Source organism: Streptomyces sp. NPDC001606, assembly GCF_053596835.1.
Genome location: NZ_JBSFHC010000007.1, coordinates 231,118 through 251,230, shown reverse-complemented (window position 1 = coordinate 251,230; position 20,113 = coordinate 231,118). Strand labels below are relative to the sequence as shown.

Annotated in this window: 17 protein-coding genes; 12 read left to right on the top strand and 5 right to left on the bottom strand. The window is 73.6% G+C overall.

Annotation, left to right across the window (positions count from 1 at the left end; all coding sequences use genetic code 11):
• Positions 1–2: 2 nt before the first annotated feature.
• From ACWCV9_RS16410 to ACWCV9_RS16365, 10 genes are all read left to right on the top strand, one after another.
• Entirely contained in the window at positions 3–944 is a 942-nt protein-coding gene (locus ACWCV9_RS16410; RefSeq protein WP_450787250.1) for a carbohydrate ABC transporter permease, read from the top strand.
• A 3-nt stretch (positions 945–947) separates the two neighbouring features.
• Positions 948–1,787, top strand: a complete 840-nt coding sequence (locus ACWCV9_RS16405; RefSeq protein ID WP_450787249.1) for a carbohydrate ABC transporter permease — start codon at positions 948–950, stop codon at positions 1,785–1,787.
• Between the two features lie 7 nt (positions 1,788–1,794).
• Positions 1,795–3,060 (top strand): family 4 glycosyl hydrolase, encoded by a 1,266-nt coding sequence (locus tag ACWCV9_RS16400; RefSeq protein ID WP_450787247.1) that lies wholly within the window; start codon positions 1,795–1,797, stop codon positions 3,058–3,060.
• Positions 3,051–4,028 carry an N-acetylglucosamine kinase gene (locus ACWCV9_RS16395; RefSeq protein ID WP_450787246.1) on the top strand — a complete coding sequence of 326 codons (978 nt, stop codon included), beginning with the start codon at positions 3,051–3,053 and terminating at the stop codon, positions 4,026–4,028. Before ACWCV9_RS16400 ends, ACWCV9_RS16395 begins: the two co-directional genes overlap by 10 nt.
• Before the next feature lie 826 nt (positions 4,029–4,854).
• Positions 4,855–6,285 carry a hypothetical protein gene (locus tag ACWCV9_RS16390; protein ID WP_450787244.1) on the top strand — a complete coding sequence of 477 codons (1,431 nt, stop codon included), beginning with the start codon at positions 4,855–4,857 and terminating at the stop codon, positions 6,283–6,285.
• 14 nt (positions 6,286–6,299) lie between these two features.
• Positions 6,300–7,331: a transporter substrate-binding domain-containing protein gene (locus tag ACWCV9_RS16385; RefSeq protein ID WP_450787243.1), complete on the top strand. Its 1,032-nt coding sequence runs from the start codon at positions 6,300–6,302 to the stop codon at positions 7,329–7,331.
• A gap of 52 nt (positions 7,332–7,383) precedes the next feature.
• Positions 7,384–8,661 (top strand): hypothetical protein, encoded by a 1,278-nt coding sequence (locus ACWCV9_RS16380; RefSeq protein WP_450787241.1) that lies wholly within the window; start codon positions 7,384–7,386, stop codon positions 8,659–8,661.
• Positions 8,658–11,120, top strand: coding sequence for a tetratricopeptide repeat protein (locus ACWCV9_RS16375; RefSeq protein WP_450787239.1), 2,463 nt, complete (start codon positions 8,658–8,660; stop codon positions 11,118–11,120). The genes ACWCV9_RS16380 and ACWCV9_RS16375 overlap by 4 nt, the downstream gene beginning before the upstream one ends.
• A 3-nt stretch (positions 11,121–11,123) precedes the next feature.
• Positions 11,124–12,389: a PP2C family serine/threonine-protein phosphatase gene (locus ACWCV9_RS16370; protein WP_450787238.1), complete on the top strand. Its 1,266-nt coding sequence runs from the start codon at positions 11,124–11,126 to the stop codon at positions 12,387–12,389.
• Positions 12,390–12,479: 90 nt separating this feature from the next.
• Complete coding sequence (locus ACWCV9_RS16365) at positions 12,480–13,823, top strand: VWA domain-containing protein (protein WP_450787236.1); 1,344 nt, start codon at positions 12,480–12,482, stop codon at positions 13,821–13,823.
• 113 nt (positions 13,824–13,936) lie between these two features.
• Here ACWCV9_RS16365 and ACWCV9_RS16360 read toward each other — a convergent pair whose 3' ends face one another.
• Positions 13,937–14,161: a hypothetical protein gene (locus tag ACWCV9_RS16360; protein ID WP_450787374.1), complete on the bottom strand. Its 225-nt coding sequence runs from the start codon at positions 14,159–14,161 to the stop codon at positions 13,937–13,939.
• On the opposite strand from ACWCV9_RS16360, the gene ACWCV9_RS16355 reads away from it, so the two are divergent.
• The gene (locus ACWCV9_RS16355) at positions 14,052–15,599 is read left to right on the top strand and encodes an FHA domain-containing protein (RefSeq protein ID WP_450787372.1); all 1,548 of its coding nucleotides are present in this window, start codon (positions 14,052–14,054) and stop codon (positions 15,597–15,599) included. The two genes, ACWCV9_RS16360 and ACWCV9_RS16355, sit on opposite strands and share 110 nt — an antisense overlap.
• Positions 15,600–15,618: 19 nt before the next feature.
• Here ACWCV9_RS16355 and ACWCV9_RS16350 read toward each other — a convergent pair whose 3' ends face one another.
• Positions 15,619–16,596 carry a methyltransferase domain-containing protein gene (locus ACWCV9_RS16350; RefSeq protein ID WP_450787234.1) on the bottom strand — a complete coding sequence of 326 codons (978 nt, stop codon included), beginning with the start codon at positions 16,594–16,596 and terminating at the stop codon, positions 15,619–15,621.
• Positions 16,597–16,675: 79 nt separating this feature from the next.
• Here ACWCV9_RS16350 and ACWCV9_RS16345 point away from each other — a divergent pair, with 79 nt between their 5' ends.
• On the top strand, positions 16,676–17,080 hold the full coding sequence (locus tag ACWCV9_RS16345; RefSeq protein WP_385847465.1) for a globin: 405 nt from the start codon (positions 16,676–16,678) through the stop codon (positions 17,078–17,080).
• 45 nt (positions 17,081–17,125) lie between these two features.
• On the opposite strand, the gene ACWCV9_RS16340 is transcribed toward ACWCV9_RS16345, so the two are convergent.
• The 3 genes from ACWCV9_RS16340 to ettA are packed head-to-tail and all read right to left on the bottom strand — an operon-like array spanning position 17,126 to position 19,887.
• Complete coding sequence (locus tag ACWCV9_RS16340) at positions 17,126–17,803, bottom strand: hypothetical protein (RefSeq protein WP_450787232.1); 678 nt, start codon at positions 17,801–17,803, stop codon at positions 17,126–17,128.
• On the bottom strand, positions 17,800–18,216 hold the full coding sequence (locus ACWCV9_RS16335; RefSeq protein ID WP_385847467.1) for an acyl-CoA thioesterase: 417 nt from the start codon (positions 18,214–18,216) through the stop codon (positions 17,800–17,802). Before ACWCV9_RS16335 ends, ACWCV9_RS16340 begins: the two co-directional genes overlap by 4 nt.
• A 6-nt stretch (positions 18,217–18,222) precedes the next feature.
• Positions 18,223–19,887 carry an energy-dependent translational throttle protein EttA gene (ettA, locus tag ACWCV9_RS16330; RefSeq protein WP_450787230.1) on the bottom strand — a complete coding sequence of 555 codons (1,665 nt, stop codon included), beginning with the start codon at positions 19,885–19,887 and terminating at the stop codon, positions 18,223–18,225.
• Between the last annotated feature and the right edge of the window lie 226 nt (positions 19,888–20,113).

Genomic DNA, 20,113 nt, shown 5'->3' with positions numbered 1-20,113 from the left:
CGATGGCCCCGGCCACCCTCGCCGCCAAGCGCCGCCGCGCCGCCTTGCGCACCCTCGCCTTCCTGTCGCCCTGGCTGACCGGCTTCGCGGTCTTCTTCGCCTACCCGCTCGCCTCCACCGTCTACTTCTCCTTCATGCACTACGACGGCTTCCGGCCGCCGGTGTGGAGCGGCACCCGCAACTGGACGTACGTCTTCGCGCACTACCCGCTCTTCTGGCCCGCGCTGCGCAACACGCTGTGGCTGGTGGTGGTGATGGTGACGCTCCGGGTCCTCTTCGGGCTCGGCGTCGGCCTGCTCATCACCCGGATCAAGACCGGCACGGGCGTCTTCCGCACCCTGTTCTACCTGCCGTACCTGGCCCCGCCCGTGGCGGCGACCATGGCGTTCGCTTTCCTGCTCAACCCCGGTACCGGCCCGGTGAACTCCGTCCTGGAAAAGGCCGGGGTGCCGGCGCCGGGCTGGTTCGACGACCCCGCCTGGTCCAAGCCCGCCCTGACCCTGCTGGCCCTGTGGGGCATCGGCGATCTGATGGTCGTCTTCATGGCCGCGCTGCTCGACGTGCCGGCCGAGCAGTACGAGGCGGCCCAGCTGGACGGGGCCTCGGCCTGGCAGCGGTTCCGGTACGTCACCCTGCCGAACATCTCCCCGATCGTGCTGTTCGCCGTCGTCACCGGGGTGATCCAGGCCATGCAGTACTACACCCAGCCGCTGGTCGCCGGGAAGGTCGCCTCCGGGGTGATCCAGGGCGCCGGCACCCAGTTCGAGCCCGGCTACCCGGACCGGTCGACGCTCACCCTCCCCCAGCTCGTCTACAACCTCGGCTTCCAGCGCTTCGACTACGGCTCCGCCTGTGTCGTCGCCCTGGTCCTCTTCGCCCTGTCCATGGCGTTCACCGCGCTGCTGATGCGGCGCCGGGGCGGTCTGATCCAGGCAGGTGACTGACGTATGCCCGCACCTCGCCGCAAGGCGGCCCTCGAATGGGTCGCGGTCCACGCCCTCGGTGTCGCCGCCGCGCTCTTCTTCACCCTGCCCTTCGTGTTCGTCCTGCTCACCTCGCTGATGAGCGACAGCCAGGCACTGAGCCGGGACCTGGTCCCGCACACCTGGGAGTGGGGCAACTACACGCGCGTGCTGCACACCCCCGGCTTCGCGACCTGGTGGCGCAACACGCTCCTGTACGCCGGGCTCGGCACCGCCCTGACCGTGGTGTCGTCCGTCCCCGTGGCGTACGCCCTCGCGAAGTTCCGCTTCCGGGGCCGCGGTCCGGTGCTGATGCTGGTGATCTCGATGATGATGCTGCCGCCGCAGGTGGTGGTCATCCCGATGTACCTGTTCTGGGCGAAGCAGCTGGACCTGTCCGGCACCCTGTGGCCGCTGATCATCCCCATGGCGTGCGGCGACGCGTTCTCCGTCTTCCTGCTGCGCCAGTTCCTGACGACGATCCCGGACGAGTACGTCGACGCGGCGAAGGTCGACGGCTGCGGCGAGCTGCGCACCCTGCTGCGGATCGTCCTGCCGATGGCGAAGCCGGGCATCTCCGCCGTCGCCCTCTTCCAGTTCTTCTACGCCTGGAACGACTACTTCGGCCCGCAGATCTACGCGTCCGAGAACCCCGGCGCCTGGACCCTCTCCTACGGCCTGGAGTCCTTCAAGGGCGCCCACCACACCGACTGGAACCTCACCATGGCCGCCACCGTGCTGGTCATGGCGCCCGTGATCCTCGTGTTCTTCTTCGCGCAGAAGGCGTTCGTGGAGGGCGTCACGCTGACCGGAGTGAAGGGTTAACGCGTATATGAAACTCACCGTGGTCGGCGGAGGCTCGACCTACACCCCCGAACTCGTCGACGGCTTCGCCCGGCTCAGGGACACCCTGCCCGTGGAGGAACTGGTCCTCGTGGACCCGGCGGCCGACCGGCTGGAGCTGGTCGGCGGCCTGGCCCGCCGCATCCTCAGCCGACAGGGACACCCCGGGCGGGTCGTCACCACCGCCGACCTGGACGCGGCCGTCGACGGCGCCGACGCGGTCCTGCTCCAGCTGCGGGTCGGCGGGCAGGCGGCCCGCGAGCGGGACGAGACCTGGCCGCTGGAGTGCGGCTGCGTCGGCCAGGAGACGACGGGCGCGGGCGGCCTGGCCAAGGCCCTGCGCACGGTCCCGGTCGTCCTCGACATCGCCGAACGCGTCCGCCGCGCCAACCCCGACGCCTGGATCATCGACTTCACCAACCCGGTCGGCATCGTCACCCGCGCCCTGCTGTGGGCCGGGCACCGGGCGGTCGGGCTGTGCAACGTGGCGATCGGCCTCCAGCGGAAGTTCGCGGCCCTGCTCGGCGTCGCCCCGGCGGACGTCCACCTCGACCACGTCGGCCTCAACCACCTCACCTGGGAGACCGCCGTACGCCTGGGCGGCCCCGAGGGCGAGAACCTCCTGCCCGCCCTGCTCGCCGGCCACGGCGACGCCATCGCCGACGACCTCCGCCTCCCCCGCCCCCTCCTCGACCGCCTCGGCACCGTGCCCTCCTACTACCTGCGCTACTACTACGCCCACGACGAGGTCGTGCAGGACCTGCGCACCAAGCCCTCGCGGGCCGCGGAAGTCGCCGCCATGGAACGGGAGTTGCTCGCCCTGTACGGCGACCCCGCCCTGGACGAGAAGCCGGCGCTGCTCGCCCGGCGGGGCGGCGCCTACTACTCGGAGGCGGCGGTGGACCTGGCCGCGGCCCTGCTGGGCGGCGCGGGCAGCCCGTACCAGGTGGTCAACACCCTCAACCGGGGCACGCTGCCCTTCCTGCCCGACGACGCGGTGATCGAGGTGCAGGCGGCCGTCTCCCCGGCCGGCCCCGCGCCGCTCCCGGTGCCGCCCCTGGACCCGCTCTACTCGGGCCTGATCGCGAACGTGACGGCCTACGAGGAGCTGGCCCTGGAGGCGGCGCTGCGCGGCGGCCGGGACCGGGTCTTCCGCGCCCTGCTCGCCCACCCGCTGGTCGGCCAGTACGACTACGCCGACACCCTCACCGACCGGCTGATCGCGCACAACCGGGAGTACCTGGCGTGGGCCTGACCGAGACCGTCCTCGCCATCGACGCGGGCAACAGCAAGACGGACGTGGCCGTGCTCGACACCGCCGGCGAGGTGCTGGCCACGGCCCGCGGCGGCGGCTTCCGGCCGCCCGCGGTGGGTCTGGCGCAGGCACTGGACGCGCTCGCCGGACCGGTCGCGCGGGCCTGCGCCGCGGCGGGCACGGGCCCGGTCTCCCATGTCTCGGCCTGTCTCGCCAACGCCGATCTCCCGGTGGAGGAGGAGCGGCTGGCGAGCGCGCTGCGGGAACGGGGCTGGGGCGGGTCGGTGGAGGTGCGCAACGACACCTTCGCGATCCTGCGGGCGGGGATCGCCGAGCCGAGGGGCGTGGCGGTGGTGTGCGGTGCCGGGATCAACTGCGTGGGCATGCGCCCGGACGGCCGGACCGCCCGGTTCCCGGCGCTCGGCCGGATCTCCGGCGACTGGGGCGGGGGCTGGGGCCTGGCCGAGGAGGCGCTGTGGCACGCGGCCCGCGCGGAGGACGGCAGGGGCGGGCCGACGGCGCTGGCCCGCACCCTGCCCGCGCACTTCGGGCTGCCGTCCATGTACGCCCTCATCGAGGCCCTGCACCTGGAGCGCATCGAGCACCGCCGCCGGCACGAGCTGACCCCGGTGCTCTTCGCGACGGCCGCGGACGGCGACCCGGTGGCGTGCGCGCTGGTGGACCGGCTCGCGGAGGAGGTGACCGTGCTGGCGACGGTGGCCCTGACCCGGCTGGACCTGCTCGGCGAGGAGACCCCGGTCCTGCTCGGCGGCAGCGTCCTGACGGCCGGCCACCCCCGCCTGGACGACGGCATCCGCGACCGCCTCGCGACCCGCGCCCCCAAAGCCGCCGTCCAGGTCGTCACGGCACCCCCGGTCCTGGGCGCGGCCCTGCTCGGTCTCGACCACCTCGGCGCCGACGCACCGGCACGCCGCCGGGCCCGGGCGTGGTGGGAGGACGGCTCCTGAACATGCCGGCCGGGCGGGCCGGCGGCCGTGGTGATCACCGAGGGCACCGGGAGCCCGTCGGAGCGCGGGCTGGTCCGGTACCTGGAGCGATGTGCGGTGCGGCCGCGGGCCGCTGTGGGCGAGGGCGAGCGTGCCGTGCCGTGTGACCGTCGCCGGGGTGCAGGCGGCCACCCCGGCCGGGCCGATCCGCCGTGACGGCGACCGACTCCGGCCGTGGCCGTCGCAGCCGACCAGTTCCACCTGAGCACCGCCCCGCCAGCGGCGGACGGGCCGGCTGGCGGTCACCTGTGCGTCGCGCCGGTCGACGGCGACGTACGGCTCGCCCTCGGCACCCGGACCGAGAATGCCCCCCGGGCCGGACACCCGGGACGCCGACCACAACCGACCACGGTCGTCGACGCGGACCGGCTCCACCCGGCCATAAGCACCGCCCCGCCAGCGGCGGTCGTGCCGGCTGACGGTCACGGCACGGTGTGCGTCGCGCGGGCCGACGGCGACGGGGCGGCCTCGGCGCCCGGGCAGAGGGTGCCCGCCGCGCGCCGGGCCGACAGCCGGAGCACGGGTCGCCGAGCGAGACCCGGGGCGAACCCCCGTCGCCCCCCGCCCGGCCCGGCAGACAGCCGGGCCGCGCGTCAGGCTCCTGGGCGAGCCGGGTGGGCCTGGTTCGGGGGAACCGAACATGCGCACGCGGCGTATTCATGAGCAGCGTGCGCTGTCACCAGGGCCGTGCGCGCCGCGATCCGATCAAGATCGGGGGAAGGCCGGTGCGGATGTCGGTGCCGGCGGCGATACTTGGCGGCGAACGGATGACCATGGGGGAGGTCGAGTGACACACCCGCCGCAGAGCAGCACGGCGCCGGTGCAGGCCGGGCCGGTCGGTGTTCCCCCGCAGCCGGGGCCTCCCGGCTCCCTGTCCGTGCCGCCCGCGGCCGTGCCGCCGGGCCGGCGGACCGCGTTCGCCGAGGGGGTGGAGCGGCTGCGGGCCGCCGCGACCACCGAACCGGGGCGGCTGCGGATCATCGGGGCGCTGCTCGCCCTGCTCGTCGTCGCGTTCGGCGCCGTCACCGCCTGGCAGACCAGTGAGCGGGCGGCCGCCGCCGACGACGTGCTGCACCGCAGCCAGCCGCTCTCCTCGGGCGCGGCCGACATCTACCGGTCGCTGGCGGACGCCAACACGGCCGCCTCCAGCGGGTTCCTCTCGGGCGGCCAGGAGACCGCGGCCTCCCGGGAGCGGTACGAGAAGGACATCAGCTCGGCCGCCTCCGGGCTGGTGACCGCCGCGGCGAACGCGGAGCCGGGCTCCGCCTCCGAGGCGACCATCGCCCGGCTGAACCGGCTGCTGCCCGAGTACAAGGGTCTGATCGAGCGGGCCCGGACCTACAATCGGCAGGGCTATCCGGTCGGCGGCGCCTATCTGCGGTACGCCAACGGCAAGATGCAGAACGAGATGCTGCCGGCCGCGGAGGACCTCTACACCAAGGAGAACCAGCGGCTGGCCGCCGACTACGCGGACGCCACCCCCTTCCCGTGGCCGGCGATCGCGCTGGGCGTGCTCGCGCTCGCCGCGCTCGGCTGGGCCCAGCGCCGTATGTACCGCCGTACCAACCGGGTGCTGAACGAGGGCCTGGTGGCCGCCGCCACCGCCACCACCGTGGCGTTGCTGTGGCTGGTGGTGGGGCACGCGGTGGCCCGCTCGGAGCTGGACGGCTCCTACGACCACGGCGTCCGCTCGCTGAACGTCCTGCACGACGCCCGGATCGCCTCCCTGAAGGCGCGCGGGAACGAGAACCTGAGCCTGGTGGCGCGCGGCGCCGAGACGGTCACGGTCGACGGCGAGACGTACGACGCCTACTACTACGCCTTCGACAAGGACCTGGCGGTGCTCGGCAAGGGCCTGACCCAGGCGGAACGGCTCGCCGACGACCAGGGCGGCCGTACGCCGGTCAAGGCGGCCCGGGGCGACATGGCGGTGTGGAAGCAGCGGCACACCGCGGCCCGCACCGAGGACGAGAACGGCAACTACGAGCAGGCGCTGGACAAGGTGATCGGCGCCAAGGGCGCGACCGGCGAGTGCTTCGACGGCGTCGACAGCAGCATCGCCCGGGCCATCGCCTACGAGCAGGGCGAGTTCCAGCGGGCCGCCGGTGACGGGCGGGACGCCATGACCGGGCTGCCGGTCGGGGTGGCCGTCCTCGCGGTGCTGGCCGCGGCCGGGGCCGTGGCCGGTATCGGGCGCAGGCTTTCGGAGTACCGGTGACAGGGGGCAGGACGATGGACGCGACCCGGGCGCGGGCCTCCCTGAGAGGGTGGGGCGGGGTCGGCGCGATGGCGGTGCTGTGCGCGCTGGCGCTGGGGTTCGTGCTGCTGCTGCCGCGCACCCAGCGGGCGCCGGAGCAGCCGCAGCGGGCCGGGCAGGGGATGGCGCACGGCGTCCAGGCCCGCGCGGGCGACTGCACGCCCGGCCAGGAGCAGAACCAGACCCTGGCGCCGTCGGGCGCCGACGGCCCGACCATCGAGGCGATCAAGGCGCGGACGGGCGCCAAGCGCAAGCTGGTCGTCGGTGTGGACCAGAACAGCTACCGCTGGGGCTACCGCAACCCGAACACCGAGGGCGCGGCGCTGGAGGGCTTCGACATCGACCTGGTGCACCGGATCGCGCAGGACATCCTCGGCGATCCGGACGCCGTGCAGTTCAAGGCGATCCCGACCAGCCAGCGGATCCCGGCGATCCAGGACGGGCGCGTGGACATGGTCGTACGGACCATGACCATCACCTGCCTGCGGCTGGGCCAGGTCGCCTTCTCCGCGCCCTACTTCAAGACCGGGCAGCAGGTGCTGGCGCCCAAGTCCTCGTCGATCACCGGGTACAACGGCACGCTGGCGCACAAGAAGGTGTGCACGGCGGCCGGTTCGACGGCGTACACCAAGCTGTCCGAGGACCGGAAGACCGGAGTGCTGCCCGCCTCCACGGACATCTCCACCACCGTGCCGAACCAGCTGGACTGCCTGGTCCGGCTGCAACTCGGCGAGGTGGACGCGGTGGTGACCGACGGCGCGCTCGCGGCGAGCCAGGCCGCCCAGGACCCGACCGTCGAGCTGAAGGGCTCGGCGTTCACCACCGAGTACTACGGCGTGGCGATGAAGAAGGACGCCGACGATCTGGTACGCCGGGTCAATCGCATCCTGGTGGACTACCGCGCCGGTGGCTGGCAGGCGTCGTACGACAAATGGCTGTCGGCGACCCTGGGTAAGGACTCCTCGGCGTCCAGACCGCCCGCGCCGCGGTATCTGCGCGGCGGCTGACCCGCACCGACCGGAACACAAGCCAGAGCACATGAGCAGCGAGAGGTGATCGATGGGCGTCACGGACCCCGCCGGGCCGGTGATGGACCGGGACGAGGTGGACCGTGCGCTGGCGCGGCTCGGCCAGGAGCACGAGGCGATCGAGACCTCGCTGCTGGCACTCCAGGACCACGCGGGCCGCAGACTGCTCGAAGGCGCCGCGCTGACCGGTGTCACCAAGGAACGCTGGCAGGCCACGGAGGAGCGGATCACCCGGCTGTGGGCGTACTTCGACGCCTACGCGGACGCGCTGCGCGCCGCCCGGGAGATCCGGGCCCGGCGCCGCTGGTCCAGCCGCGAGGACCTGGCGGAACTGACCGAGCTGCTGCGCGGCGCGGCCGTCACGGTGCCCGGCGGCGGTGCGGGCCGGCTGACCGAGAGCTTCTCGCTGGCCGCGCTGGTCGACCGGATGAACGAGCTGTACGCGACCAGCCTGGACCTGGTCGTCGCCGCCGACGCGGTCTGGTCGGCGCTGCCCGCGCGGATCGATTTACTCGCCGCGGAACTCCAGCGCACCCGCGGGCTCGCGCACTCGGTCGGGGTGCGCCCCGGCGAGCACCCGGCCGGCGACGACCTGGAGCGGATCACCCGCACGCTGACCCGGCTGCGCGAGGAGGTCGTCTCCGACCCGCTCGCCTACTGGGTGCCGGCCGAGGGCAGTTCGGCGCCCGGCGGCGGCCGCCCGGACACCACGGTGTACGACCGTGAGGCGCGCGCCCTGGAGGAGGTGCGCCGGGAGATCGACGCCGTGCTGACCGTGCGCCAGGACGCGGAGCAGCGGCTGATCCGGCTGCGGGACGTCCTCTCGCGCGCGGACCGCACCCTCGCCGAGGCGCGGACCGCGCGCGGCGAGGTGCTGGCGAAGATCGCCGCGACCGAGGTGCCGGTGGTCAGCGGCCCGCCGACGGTGCTCCAGGAGCAGCTGGCGGCGGCGGCCGAGTACCGGCGGCAGGGCCAGTGGCACCGGCTGTCCCCGCTGCTGGAGTCGCTGGAGCGCAAGGCGGAGGAGGAACTGCTGCGGGCCCGCGAGCAGTTGACGGCGGTCACCGCGCCGCTCGCGGTCCGCGCCGAGCTGCGCGGCCGGCTCGACGCCTACCGGGCGAAGACCGCCCGGCACGGCCTCGCCGAGGACCCGCTGCTGATGGAGCGGTACGACACCGCCCGCCGCATGCTGTGGAGCGCGCCCTGCGATCTGCGCGTGGCGGAACAGGCCGTGCTGCGCTACCAGCGGACCGCGGCCGAACTGATCGGCGCGGGCGCACCGGAGGACCGCGGGGAGGACCAGTCATGAGCCAGGCGGGGCAGTCCTGTCAGCGGCCGGGGTGCGAGGGATCGTACGAGGACGTCGGCGGCGGCGAGCTGTACTGCGACACCTGCGGCCTCGCCCCGGTGGTCTCCGCGTCCGGGATGGTCGGCTCGGCGCCCACGGGGCTCACCCGGGGCTCGGCGCAGAGCGCCGGTTCGCGGGGTTCCGCGCGGACCTCGTCGCAGTCGTCGCGATCGCGCCGCTCGGTGTCCGGGCGGCTGTCGCGCTCGCTGTCGGGCCGGTCCACCAGCCGTTCGGTGTCGGTGCGCAGTTCGGGTTCGTCGTCGGGGACGTCGACCCGCGGGCGGCTGGGCGCCGGCCTGGTGCATGTGCCGCAGGTGCCGCGGCCCGACCCGCGCGCGATGGTGCTGGACAACCCGGAGGTGCCGGAGCGCAAGCGGTTCTGCTCCCGCTCGGACTGCGGGGCACCGGTGGGCCGCTCCCGGGGCGACCGGCCGGGGCGCACGGAGGGCTTCTGCACCAAGTGCGGGCACCCGTACTCCTTCGTGCCCAAGCTGCGGGCCGGGGACATCGTGCACGGCCAGTACGAGGTGGCCGGCTGCCTCGCGCACGGCGGGCTCGGCTGGATATACCTGGCGGTGGACCGGGCCGTCTCCGACCGGTGGGTGGTGCTCAAGGGGCTGCTGGACACCGGCGACCAGGACGCGATGGCCGCCGCGATCTCCGAGCGGCGCTTCCTCGCGGAGATCGAGCACGCCAACATCGTGCGGATCTACAACTTCGTGGAGCACCTGGACCAGCGCACCGGCTCCCTGGACGGCTACATCGTCATGGAGTACGTCGGCGGCAAGTCCCTGAAGGAGATCGCCAACGCCCGCCGCGGCCCCGACGGCCGCCGGGACCCGCTGCCGGTGGAACAGGCCTGCGCCTACGGCATCGAGGCCCTGGAGGCGCTCGGCCATCTGCACAGCCGCAACCTGCTGTACTGCGACTTCAAGGTCGACAACGCCATCCAGACCGAGGACCAGCTCAAGCTGATCGACATGGGCGCGGTGCGCCGCGTGGACGACGACGAGTCCGCGATCTACGGCACGGTCGGTTACCAGGCCCCGGAGGTCGCCGAGACCGGCCCGTCGGTGGCGTCCGACCTGTACACGGTGGGCCGTACCCTCGCCGTGCTCAGCTTCGACTTCCAGGGCTACACCAACGTGTACGCCGACTCGCTGCCCGACCCCGACACCATCGAGGTGTTCCGCCGGTACGAGTCCTTCTACCGGCTGCTGGTGCGGGCCACGGACCCCGACCCGGGCCGCCGGTTCGGCTCCGCGCAGGAGATGGCCGAGCAGCTGACGGGCGTGCTGCGCGAGGTGGTCGCGGTGCAGACCGGGCAGCCGCGGCCCGCGCTGTCCACGCTGTTCGGGCCCGAGGTGCGGGTCGTCGACACCGAGCTGTTCCCGCGGTTCGACGGCGAGGTGTCCCGGCTGGGCGCCCGGCCGGTGCGGAAGGCCGGTCCGGCCGCCGCGCCGCTCCCGCCGGCCGCCCTGGTCCGGCCGGTGGACACCGCGGCCGCCGCGCTGGCCCTGCCGGTGCCGCTGGTGGACCCCAGCGACCCCAACGCGGGTTTCCTGGCCGGTCTGATGACCTCCGCCCCGGCCGAGCTGGCCGCCGCGCTGGAGGCGGCGCCCGCCCGGACCGTGGAGACCCGGCTGCGGCAGTTCCGCGCCCGGCTGGAGAGCGGCGACCGGCACACCGCGCTGACCGGACTGGCCGAGCTGGAGGAGGAGCGGCCCGAGGACTGGCGGGTCGTCTGGTACCGGGGCGTGGCCGCGCTGGTCACCGGCGACTTCGAGGGTGCCGCGCTGTCCTTCGACGCGGTCTACGACGCCTTCCCGGGCGAGACGGCGCCCAAGCTGGCGCTCGGCCTGTGCGCGGAGGTGCTGGGCCAGCTGGACAACGCGGCGGAGTACTACCGCCTGGTGTGGGCGACCGACCCGAGCCAGGTGAGCGCGGCGTTCGGCCTGGCCCGGGTGCAGCTCGCCGCCGGTGACCGGCCGGGCGCCGTACGGACGCTGGAGTCGGTGCCGGAGTCCTCCATCCACTACACGGCCGCCCGGGTGGCCGCCGTCCGGGCCCGGCTCAGAGGCCGTACGGCGAGCGCGGACGACCTGCCGTTCCTGGACGACCTGACGGCCGCGGCCGGACAGGTGGAGGCGCTCCAGGCGTACGGCCTGGACCCGGCTCGGCGCGAGCAGTTGGCGGCGGAAGTCCTCGGCTGTGCGCTGGACTGGATACTCTCCGGTGGTCAGGCCGGCCGGCCCGCCGCCGGCGGCCGGGTGCTGCTGGGCAGCGGCCTGGACGAGCGGGGTCTGCGCTTCGGCCTGGAGCGCGCCTACCGCACGCTGGCCCGGCTGGCGCCCGGCGGCGAGGAGAGGATCGAACTGGTGGAACGGGCCAACCGTTACCGCCCCCGGACGTGGGTGTAGTTGATGTCGCAGATTCCCCCGCAGGCCGCACTGCCGAAGTGCCCGAGCTGCGCCGAGCCCGTGGAGTCGGGTGATCTCTTCTGCGGAGTGTGCGGGTACGACCTTTCGGTCGTGCCCGCCCCGCAGCAGGACCATCCGACCCTGGCCATCGGCAGCCCCCCGGCGCCCGAACCGGCCCCACCGGCGGGACCGGCCGGGCAGACCGGGCCGGCCGAGGCCGCGGGCGGCTCCGGGGTGCGGTTCGACCGGCCCGAGGAGCCCGAGGAGTACCCACTCCAGGCCCCCGATCCCCGCGCGGCGGAGGCCGCGGAGATCACGGGGACCGCGGAGGCCGCCGTACCGGCCACGGAGCCCGCGCAGGTGTGCGTGGCCTGCCGGGCGGGCCGGGTGGACGACGACGGCTACTGCGAGAACTGCGGGCACGCCCAGCCCCGCGAACGCGACCACATGGAGCGGGAGTCCGGCCCGGTCGCCGCGGTCAGCGACCGGGGGCTGCGCCATCACCGCAACGAGGACGCCTTCACCGTCGGCCACACCACGCTGCCCGACGCCACCCCGGCCTCCTTCGCGATCGTCTGCGACGGCGTCTCCTCCGCGACCCGCCCCGACGAGGCGTCGGCGGCGGCCGCCCAGGCGGCGGGCGACGCCCTGCTGGCCGCGCTGCCGCACGGCAGCCACCCCCAACAGGCGATGCACGAGGCGATCGTGGCCGCCGCGCAGGCCGTCAACGCCCTGGCCGACGAGCCCGCCGGCGAGCACGAGCACGCCCCGCACCAGAACGCCCCGGCCTGCACCATCGTCGGCGCGATCGTCGCCGCCGGGCTGCTGGTCGTCGGCTGGGTCGGCGACAGCCGCGCCTACTGGGTGCCCGCCGACCGCTCGGCGCCGTCCGCCCGGCTCACCGAGGACGACTCCTGGGCCGCGCAGATGGTCGCCGCCGGCCTGATGAGCGAGGCCGAGGCGTACGCCGACGAGCGCGCCCACGCGATCACCGGCTGGCTCGGCGCGGACGCCTACGAACTCGACCCGCACACCGCCGCCTTCAAGCCGGACCGGCCCGGAGTCGTGGTGGTGTGCACCGACGGCCTGTGGAACTACGCCGAGACGGCCGAGGAGATGTGCGAGGCCGTCCCGGCGGACGCGGCCGCGCGCCCGCTGCACAGCGCCCGGGTGCTGGTCGGGCACGCCCTGGACGGCGGGGGCCACGACAACGTAACAGTGGCGGTCCTGCCGTTCCCCGCGCCGCCGCAGGGGGCAGGATCGGCCTGAGGCTGCCATCGGGCGACGGGGAGGCCTCACCGGACCGGAGGGGACCGGTCCACTCGACAGCCATGGGTTCAGAGGGGGAGCAGGACAGGCATGGCCAATCTCGTGAAGTCACATGTGCCGCAGTTCTCGATGGACGTCTACCAGAACGAGTACCTGCCGGAGGGCGGGCGCGAGGTCAACGCCATCGTCACGGTGACCGCGACCGGCGGCGGGACCATCGGCAGCGCCGTCGGCACGCCCGTCCACCCGGCCGGACAGCGGCCCTCCGCCGCCGTGGCGATCATGGTGGACTGCTCGGGCTCGATGGACTACCCGCCGGACAAGATGCGCAACGCCCGGGACGCCACGGCCGCCGCCGTCGACACCCTGCGCGACGGCACCCACTTCGCGGTGATCGGCGGCACCCATGTGGCCAAGGAGGTGTATCCGGGCGGCGGCCGGCTCGCGGTCGCCGACGCCGTCACCCGCGCCCAGGCCAAGGACGCGCTGCGCCGGCTCGGTGCGGGCGGCGGTACGGCCATCGGCACGTGGCTGCGGCTCGCCGACCGGCTGCTGTCCTCGGTGGACGTCACCATCCGGCACGGCATCCTGCTCACCGACGGCCGCAACGAGCACGAGTCGCCGGAGGACCTGCGGGCCGCGCTCGACGCCTGCGCCGGGCGGTTCACCTGTGACGCGCGGGGCGTGGGCACCGACTGGGAAGTGAAAGAAGTCACAGGGATCGCCTCCGCGCTGCTCGGCACCGCCGACATCGTCGCCGATCCCGCGGGCCTGGCCGCCGACTTCACGCGGATGATGGAGACGGCGATGGGCAAGGAGGTCGCCGACGTCGTCCTGCGGGTGTGGACACCGGTCGGCACGACCATCAGATTCGTCAAGCAAGTCGCCCCCGCGGTCGAGGACTTGACCGGCCGGCGCACCGAGGCGGGTCCGCGCGCCGGGGACTACCCCACCGGGTCCTGGGGCGATGAGTCCCGCGACTACCACCTGTGCGTACAGGTCCCCGCGGCCGGCCTCGGCCAGGAGATGCTGGCCGCGCGGGTCTCACTGGTCGTCCCACAAGCGGACGGAACGGTACAGAACCTCGGTGCCCAGGGCCTGGTACGGGCGGTGTGGACCGACGACATGGCGGCCTCCACCGCCCTCAACCCCCAAGTCGCCCACTACACCGGCCAGGCCGAACTGGCACAGGTCATCCAGCAAGGGCTCGATCTCCGCAAAGCGGGCGATTTCGATGGAGCAACGGCCAAACTGGGGCGGGCGGTTCAGCTGGCCAACGTCTCGGGGAACGCGGATACTGCGAAACTGCTTGCGAAGGTGGTGGACGTGGTCGATGCCGCGACAGGTACTGTGCGGTTGAAGACGAGGGTCGCCGAGGCCGACGAGATGACGCTGGAGACCCGGTCCACCAAGACTGTTCGTGTAAAGAAGTGACCCTGTACCGACCTGTACCGACCCTGGAAGCGTAGGAGAAGGGGAAGCGCCGACATGCCGACCTGCCCGAACGGACACCAGTCGGGTTCCGACGACTGGTGCGAGGTCTGCGGTCACCGCATGGCCGGTGCCGTACCTCCGCCCCCGCCGCCGCCCCCGCCCGCCGGCGGGTACGGCTTCCCGCCGCCCGCGGGCGGCGCCGCTGCGCCGGGCGGCGGACGGCCGCCGGTGTCCGCCGTACCCGACCCGGAGCCGGAGCTGTGCCCGCAGTGCCGTACGCCCCGCGAGGGCGGCGCGCCCTTCTGCGAGGAGTGCCGGTGGAACTTCCTGACCAACACGGCCACTTCCTACACCCCGGCCGCCCCGCGCCCGCCGCAGCCCCGCTTCCAGCCGCCGAGCGCGACGTACGGCGGCGGTGACGGGTACGAGTACCAGGGCTCGCGGCCCTCGCAGGTGAACCGGCCGGCCGAGCCGATCCCGTCCTTCGGCAGCGAGCCCTCGGGCCCGACGCCGTTCCGCGGCCCGCAGACCTCACCGGGCCCGGGCAGCGCCCCGCCCTTCGGCGGCCCGCCCGCCTCCGGCTTCGGAGCAGGCGGCGGCCAGGGTGGTCCCGGTGGCCAGGGTGGTCCGGGTGGCTTCGGGGGCGGCCCTCAGGGTGGTCCGGGTGCGCCCGGAGCGCCTGCTGCTCCGGGTGGTCCCGGTGGTCCCGGCGGTCCCGGCGGCTTCGGTGGCGGACCCGGGCAGCCGAACCAGCGGCCCGGCCAGGGACCTGCCGGCCCGGGTGGGCCTGGTGGTCCAGGTGGTCCTGGTGGGCCTGGCGGTCCCGGTGGCTTCGGCGGTCCCGGTCGTCCCGGTGGCCCCGGTGGTCCCGGTGGCTTCGGCGGTCCTTCCGCGCCTCCGTCCGGCGGCCCGCAGTCCTCGGGCCCGCAGCCTTCCGGCCCCGGACCTTCCGGTCCGGCGCCTTCCGGCCCGCCGCCCTTCGGCCGTGAGTCCGGGCCGTCCGGCTTCGGCGCCGACCCCTCGCGTCCGGTTCCGCCGCCGCCCGCTCCGGCCCCGCCCGCCGGGGGCCCCGGCGCCGGTCCCGGCGGTGGCCCGCAGGCGTTCCGGCCGGCCGGCCCGCCGGCCCCGCCCGCGTTCCCGGAGGCCGGCCGTCCGCCGGCCGGGGGTCCGTCGGGTCCCGGCGGTCCCTCCGGTGGCCCCTCCTTCGGGGGCGGTGACGACGACTGGGTGATCCCCCCGCCGTCCTCCACCGGCCCGGCCGGCGGTCCGCAGCGCGGTCCCGGCGGCGGTTACGGCTACCCGCCGCCCGGCGGCAACCAGGCACCGGCCGCCCCCGGCTTCCCGCAGGCACCGCAGGCTCCGCAGCAGCGGGGCCCGTGGACCGCGACCATCGGCCCGGACCGCGAGTACTTCATGGCGATGATGCAGCGCTCCGGCCCCGAGGCCGCGGGCCTGAACCTGCCCGCGTACTCGCCCGAGCAGCAGCGCACGCTCACCGGCGACCAGATCACCATCGGCCGCCGCCGGCACTCCACCGGCGACACCCCCGACATCGACCTGTCGGTGCCGCCGGAGGACCCGGGCGTCTCGCACCAGCACGCGGTGCTCGTGCAGCAGCCGGACGGCAGCTGGGCGGTCGTCGACCAGAACTCGACGAACGGCACCACGGTCAACATGTCCGAAGAACCGATCCAGCCGTTCGTGCCGGTGCCGTTGCAGGACGGCGACCGGGTGCACGTGGGCGCCTGGACGACGATCACCGTCCGCCGCGGCTGACGGCCGCGCCGGCCACGTCTCACGGGAGGGGCCAGCGATACGGCCCCTCCGGGTCGTCCAGCCACGCCCAGGCGTGCGCGCCGGCGACCGTGACGCCGTACCTCTCCCGGTCCGGGCGGCCCTCGCGCTCCCACAGCGCGTAGGCCTCCCGCGGATCGAGGGTGCCCCGGGTCAGCGCGAGCAGGAAGCGGAACGGCTCCTGCTCGCGGGCCGGGGCCGGCAGGCCGCGCACCGGCACCGGGTCCGGCTCTGGCCGGACCCCGCCGCGCAGCGGTACGAAATAGGCGGGCGTGGGCAGGAACCTGCCCTCGGCGTGCTCCCGGTGCCGCACCGTCAGCGCCAGCAGCCCGGTCGCCAGCGGGGTCAGCACCCGCGCGTCGGGACGGCACTGGGCGAGCCAGGGGCGCGGCACCGTGGGCAGTTCGCAGGTGGCGATGATCCGGTCGAAGGGGGCGCGCTCGGGTACCCCGCGCGCTCCGTCGCCGGTGACCACGACCGGGTGGCAGCCCGCGGCGGCCAGGTGCTGCCGGGCCGACTCGGTGATCTCCGGTTCGAGTTCGACGGAGGTGACGAGGTCGTCGTCGCCGAGCCGGTGCGCGAGCAGGGCCGCGTTGTAGCCGGTGCCGGCGCCCACCTCCAGGACCCGGTTGCCGTCGTCGACGCGCAGCTCGACCAGCATCCGCGCCATCAGGGAGGGCTGGCTGCTGGAGGAGAGCAGTTCGCCGTCGCGCAGCCGGGTGGCCAGCGGTACGTCCTCGTAGGCGCCCTTCAGCCAGCGTTCGCGGGCCTCGGGCTCGGGGCTCTCGCCCCAGCGGCGCTCGTAGCCGCGCGCCCCGGCCACGTAGTAGTACGGCACGAACAGGTGCCGGGGGACGGCCGCGAACGCCTCCCGCCACACCGGGTCCCCGGCCCATGCCCCGTCGGCGTCGATCTCCCGCACCAGCGCGGCCCGCGCCGCGGCGGCCGGACCCTCGGTCTCGGCGTCGTAGGCACCCATGGCTCCACAGTAGGGGTCCCAGGCGGGCAGGGGTCCTCAGCCCGGAGTCCTCCGCCACCGCGTCTGAGACCATGGACGGGTGAATGAGATTCGGCGCGGCACGCTTCAGGAGCAGACCTTCTACGAGCAGGTCGGCGGAGAGGAGACCTTCCGTCGGCTGGTCCACCGTTTCTACGAGGGAGTCGCCGGGGATCCCCTGCTCCGGCCGATGTACCCGGAGGAGGACCTGGGCCCGGCCGAGGAGCGGCTGGCCCTGTTCCTGATGCAGTACTGGGGCGGTCCCACCACCTACAGCGACAACCGCGGCCATCCCCGGCTGCGGATGCGGCACGCCCCGTTCACGGTGGACCGGGCGGCGCACGACGCCTGGCTGCGGCACATGCGGGTGGCCGTGGAGGAGCTGGGGCTGTCCGAGGAGCACGAGCGGACGCTGTGGAACTACCTGACGTACGCTGCCGCGTCGATGGTCAACACCCCGGACTGAGGACCGAGCCGGTGCGCCGGGCTCAGCAGACGGTGGTGCCCGGGCTCAGCGGACGGTGACGCCCAGCGTGCCGAGCCCGGCCCGGCGTACGGCGACCGACCCGTAGGGGGTACGCAGCCGCAGCCACGCGCCCGAGGTGAACAGCCCGGTGCCGGCCTCGGCCGTACCGGGCCGCAGGAAGCCCAGGGACTGGGCCGCGTGCACGGCACGTACCGGAAGTCCGGTGGCCGCGATCTCCCGGGACCATATGTCCCGCCCGATGGCGTCCAGCTCGGCCCGGGTCCGCGCCTCGGGCGCCAGCCCGGCGGTGCGCGAGCGGAACTCGCTCACCGCGGCGGAGACGGTCGCCCGCAGCACGTCCGGCGCGGGCAGCCCCGGCACGGGCCGCCAGCCGCCGCGCGGCGGCAGCACACCGGCCCACGGCGGCCCGGTGACCGCGCCCGGCACGGCCGCGGTGGCCGCCCGTTCGGACACGGACTCCAGGAACTCGCCGGCCGAGACGGTCACGTCGAGGGTGACGTCGAGACCGTCCTCGTACGGCTTCGCGAGCCGGACCGCGCGGACCGCCAGCACTTCGAAGGACGGGGGGCGGCCGAAGACGGCCAGCGCGGTGCCGGCCGCCTGGAGGCGCACCGCTGCTCCACGGTCGTAGTGGAGCAGCCGGGAGAGGAAGGCGGCGAGGTCCGCCGCCTCCGTCTCGTCCGCGAGGTGGAGCACCGTCATGCGGCGACGGCCTCCGACTCGTCGGCCTCGTCCATGTACCGCTCCAGGAACTCCCGCTCCTCGCCGGTGATCCGGCGCGGCCGCTGGGTCTCGAAGTCGAAGGGGACGACGACGGTGGAGGCCCGCACGTACACGACGTCCCCGTCCTTCACCTCGTACGAGACGGTGAAGGAGGCGGCCCGGATCTGGGTGATCCACAGCTCCACGTCCACCGGCCGGGGCCGGTGGACGAGCTGCTGCTTGTAGTCGATCTCATGGCGGGCCACCACCGACCCCTGCCGGAAGTCCTTGTCCGGACCGGACAGGAAGTCGATCCGGGCCTCTTCCAGGTAGCGCAGGAAGACCGCGTTGTTGACATGGCCGTACGCGTCCATGTCCGACCAGCGCAGCGGGCAGGGATAGATATGGCGCAAGACCGATCAGCCCCGGGTCAGCTTCTTGTAGGTGGCGCGGTGCGGACGCGCGGCGTCCGGGCCCAGGCGCTCGATCTTGTTCTTCTCGTACGACTCGAAGTTGCCCTCGAACCAGAACCACTTCGACTCACCCTCGTAGGCGAGGATGTGCGTCGCGACCCGGTCCAGGAACCAGCGGTCGTGGGAGACGACCACGGCGCAGCCGGGGAAGTCCAGCAGCGCGTTCTCCAGGCTGGACAGCGTCTCGACGTCGAGGTCGTTGGTCGGCTCGTCGAGGAGCAGCAGGTTGCCGCCCTGCTTCAGGGTCAGCGCCAGGTTGAGCCGGTTGCGCTCACCACCGGACAGGACGCCGGTCGGCTTCTGCTGGTCCGGGCCCTTGAAGCCGAACGCGGACACGTACGCCCGGCTCGGCATCTCGACCTGGCCGACGTTGATGTAGTCGAGCCCGTCGGAGACGACCTCCCACAGCGTCTTCTTCGGGTCGAGGTTCTCGCGGCTCTGGTCGACGTAGGAGATCTTGACGGTCTCGCCGACCTTGATGTCACCCGAGTCCGGCGTCTCCAGGCCCTGGATCATCTTGAACAGGGTGGTCTTGCCGGCGCCGTTCGGGCCGATGACGCCCACGATGCCGTTGCGCGGCAGCGTGAAGCTGAGCCCGTCGACGAGGACCTTCTCACCGAAGGCCTTGGTGAGCTTGTCGACCTCGACGACGATGTTGCCGAGCCGCGGGCCCGGCGGAATCTGGATCTCCTCGAAGTCCAGCTTCCGCATCTTGTCGGCCTCGGCGGCCATCTCCTCGTACCGCGCGAGACGGGCCTTGGACTTGGCCTGGCGCCCCTTGGCGTTGGAGCGCACCCACTCCAGCTCTTCCTTGAGGCGCTTCTGCCGCTTGGCGTCCTTCTGGCCCTCGACCTTCAGACGGGTGGCCTTGGTCTCCAGGTACGTGGAGTAGTTGCCCTCGTACGGGTAGGCGCGGCCGCGGTCGAGTTCGAGGATCCACTCGGCGACGTTGTCGAGGAAGTACCGGTCGTGGGTGATCGCCACGACGGTGCCCGGGTACTTGGCCAGGTGCTGCTCCAGCCAGTTCACCGACTCGGCGTCGAGGTGGTTGGTGGGCTCGTCGAGCAGCAGCAGGTCGGGGGCCTCGAGCAGCAGCTTGCAGAGCGCGACGCGGCGCTTCTCACCACCGGAGAGGTTGGTGACCGGCCAGTCGCCGGGCGGGCAGCCCAGCGCGTCCATGGCCTGCTCCAGCTGGGCGTCGAGGTCCCAGGCGTTGGCGTGGTCCAGCTCCTCCTGGAGCTTGCCCATCTCGTCGAGCAGCGCGTCGGAGTAGTCGGTCGCCATCAGCTCGGCGATCTCGTTGAACCGGTCGAGCTTGCCCTTGATCTCGGCGACACCCTCCTGGACGTTCTCCAGGACGGTCTTCTCCTCGTTCAACGGGGGCTCCTGGAGCAGGATGCCCACGCTGTAGCCCGGGGACAGGAACGCGTCGCCGTTCGACGGCTGCTCCAGGCCCGCCATGATCTTCAGCACGGTCGACTTACCGGCACCGTTCGGACCGACGACACCGATCTTCGCCCCCGGCAGGAAGTTCAGGGTGACGTCGTCGAGGATCACCTTGTCGCCGTGCGCTTTGCGCGCCTTGCGCATGGTGTAAATGAACTCAGCCAAGAGAAACCGTCCGGCAGCTTGAAATCTGGCAGTGGGCAGATACACCCCATCTTGCCTGAACGCCAGGCTTGGGTGTTAACCCGTTTGGTGCGGGGGCTGTGACCTGGTGCTTCGTGACCGGGCGGAGGTGGCTCGTCTGTCACTGTCGGCCGCCGTCGGGTGGCCTCGGGCACCCTCGCACGGCCCAGGGACGGCCCGGGAAGCGGGGTCCCCGCCGGCACCGCGC

Coding starts and splice junctions, on each gene's coding strand:
- ACWCV9_RS16370 (WP_450787238.1), top strand. CDS start 11,124: ATGTCGCAGATTCCCCCGCAGGCCGCACTGCCGAAGTGCCCGAGCTGC.
- ACWCV9_RS16400 (WP_450787247.1), top strand. CDS start 1,795: ATGAAACTCACCGTGGTCGGCGGAGGCTCGACCTACACCCCCGAACTC.
- ACWCV9_RS16350 (WP_450787234.1), bottom strand. CDS start 16,596: ATGGGTGCCTACGACGCCGAGACCGAGGGTCCGGCCGCCGCGGCGCGG.
- ACWCV9_RS16405 (WP_450787249.1), top strand. CDS start 948: ATGCCCGCACCTCGCCGCAAGGCGGCCCTCGAATGGGTCGCGGTCCAC.
- ACWCV9_RS16385 (WP_450787243.1), top strand. CDS start 6,300: ATGGACGCGACCCGGGCGCGGGCCTCCCTGAGAGGGTGGGGCGGGGTC.
- ACWCV9_RS16340 (WP_450787232.1), bottom strand. CDS start 17,803: ATGACGGTGCTCCACCTCGCGGACGAGACGGAGGCGGCGGACCTCGCC.
- ACWCV9_RS16375 (WP_450787239.1), top strand. CDS start 8,658: ATGAGCCAGGCGGGGCAGTCCTGTCAGCGGCCGGGGTGCGAGGGATCG.
- ACWCV9_RS16380 (WP_450787241.1), top strand. CDS start 7,384: ATGGGCGTCACGGACCCCGCCGGGCCGGTGATGGACCGGGACGAGGTG.
- ACWCV9_RS16365 (WP_450787236.1), top strand. CDS start 12,480: ATGGCCAATCTCGTGAAGTCACATGTGCCGCAGTTCTCGATGGACGTC.
- ACWCV9_RS16410 (WP_450787250.1), top strand. CDS start 3: ATGGCCCCGGCCACCCTCGCCGCCAAGCGCCGCCGCGCCGCCTTGCGC.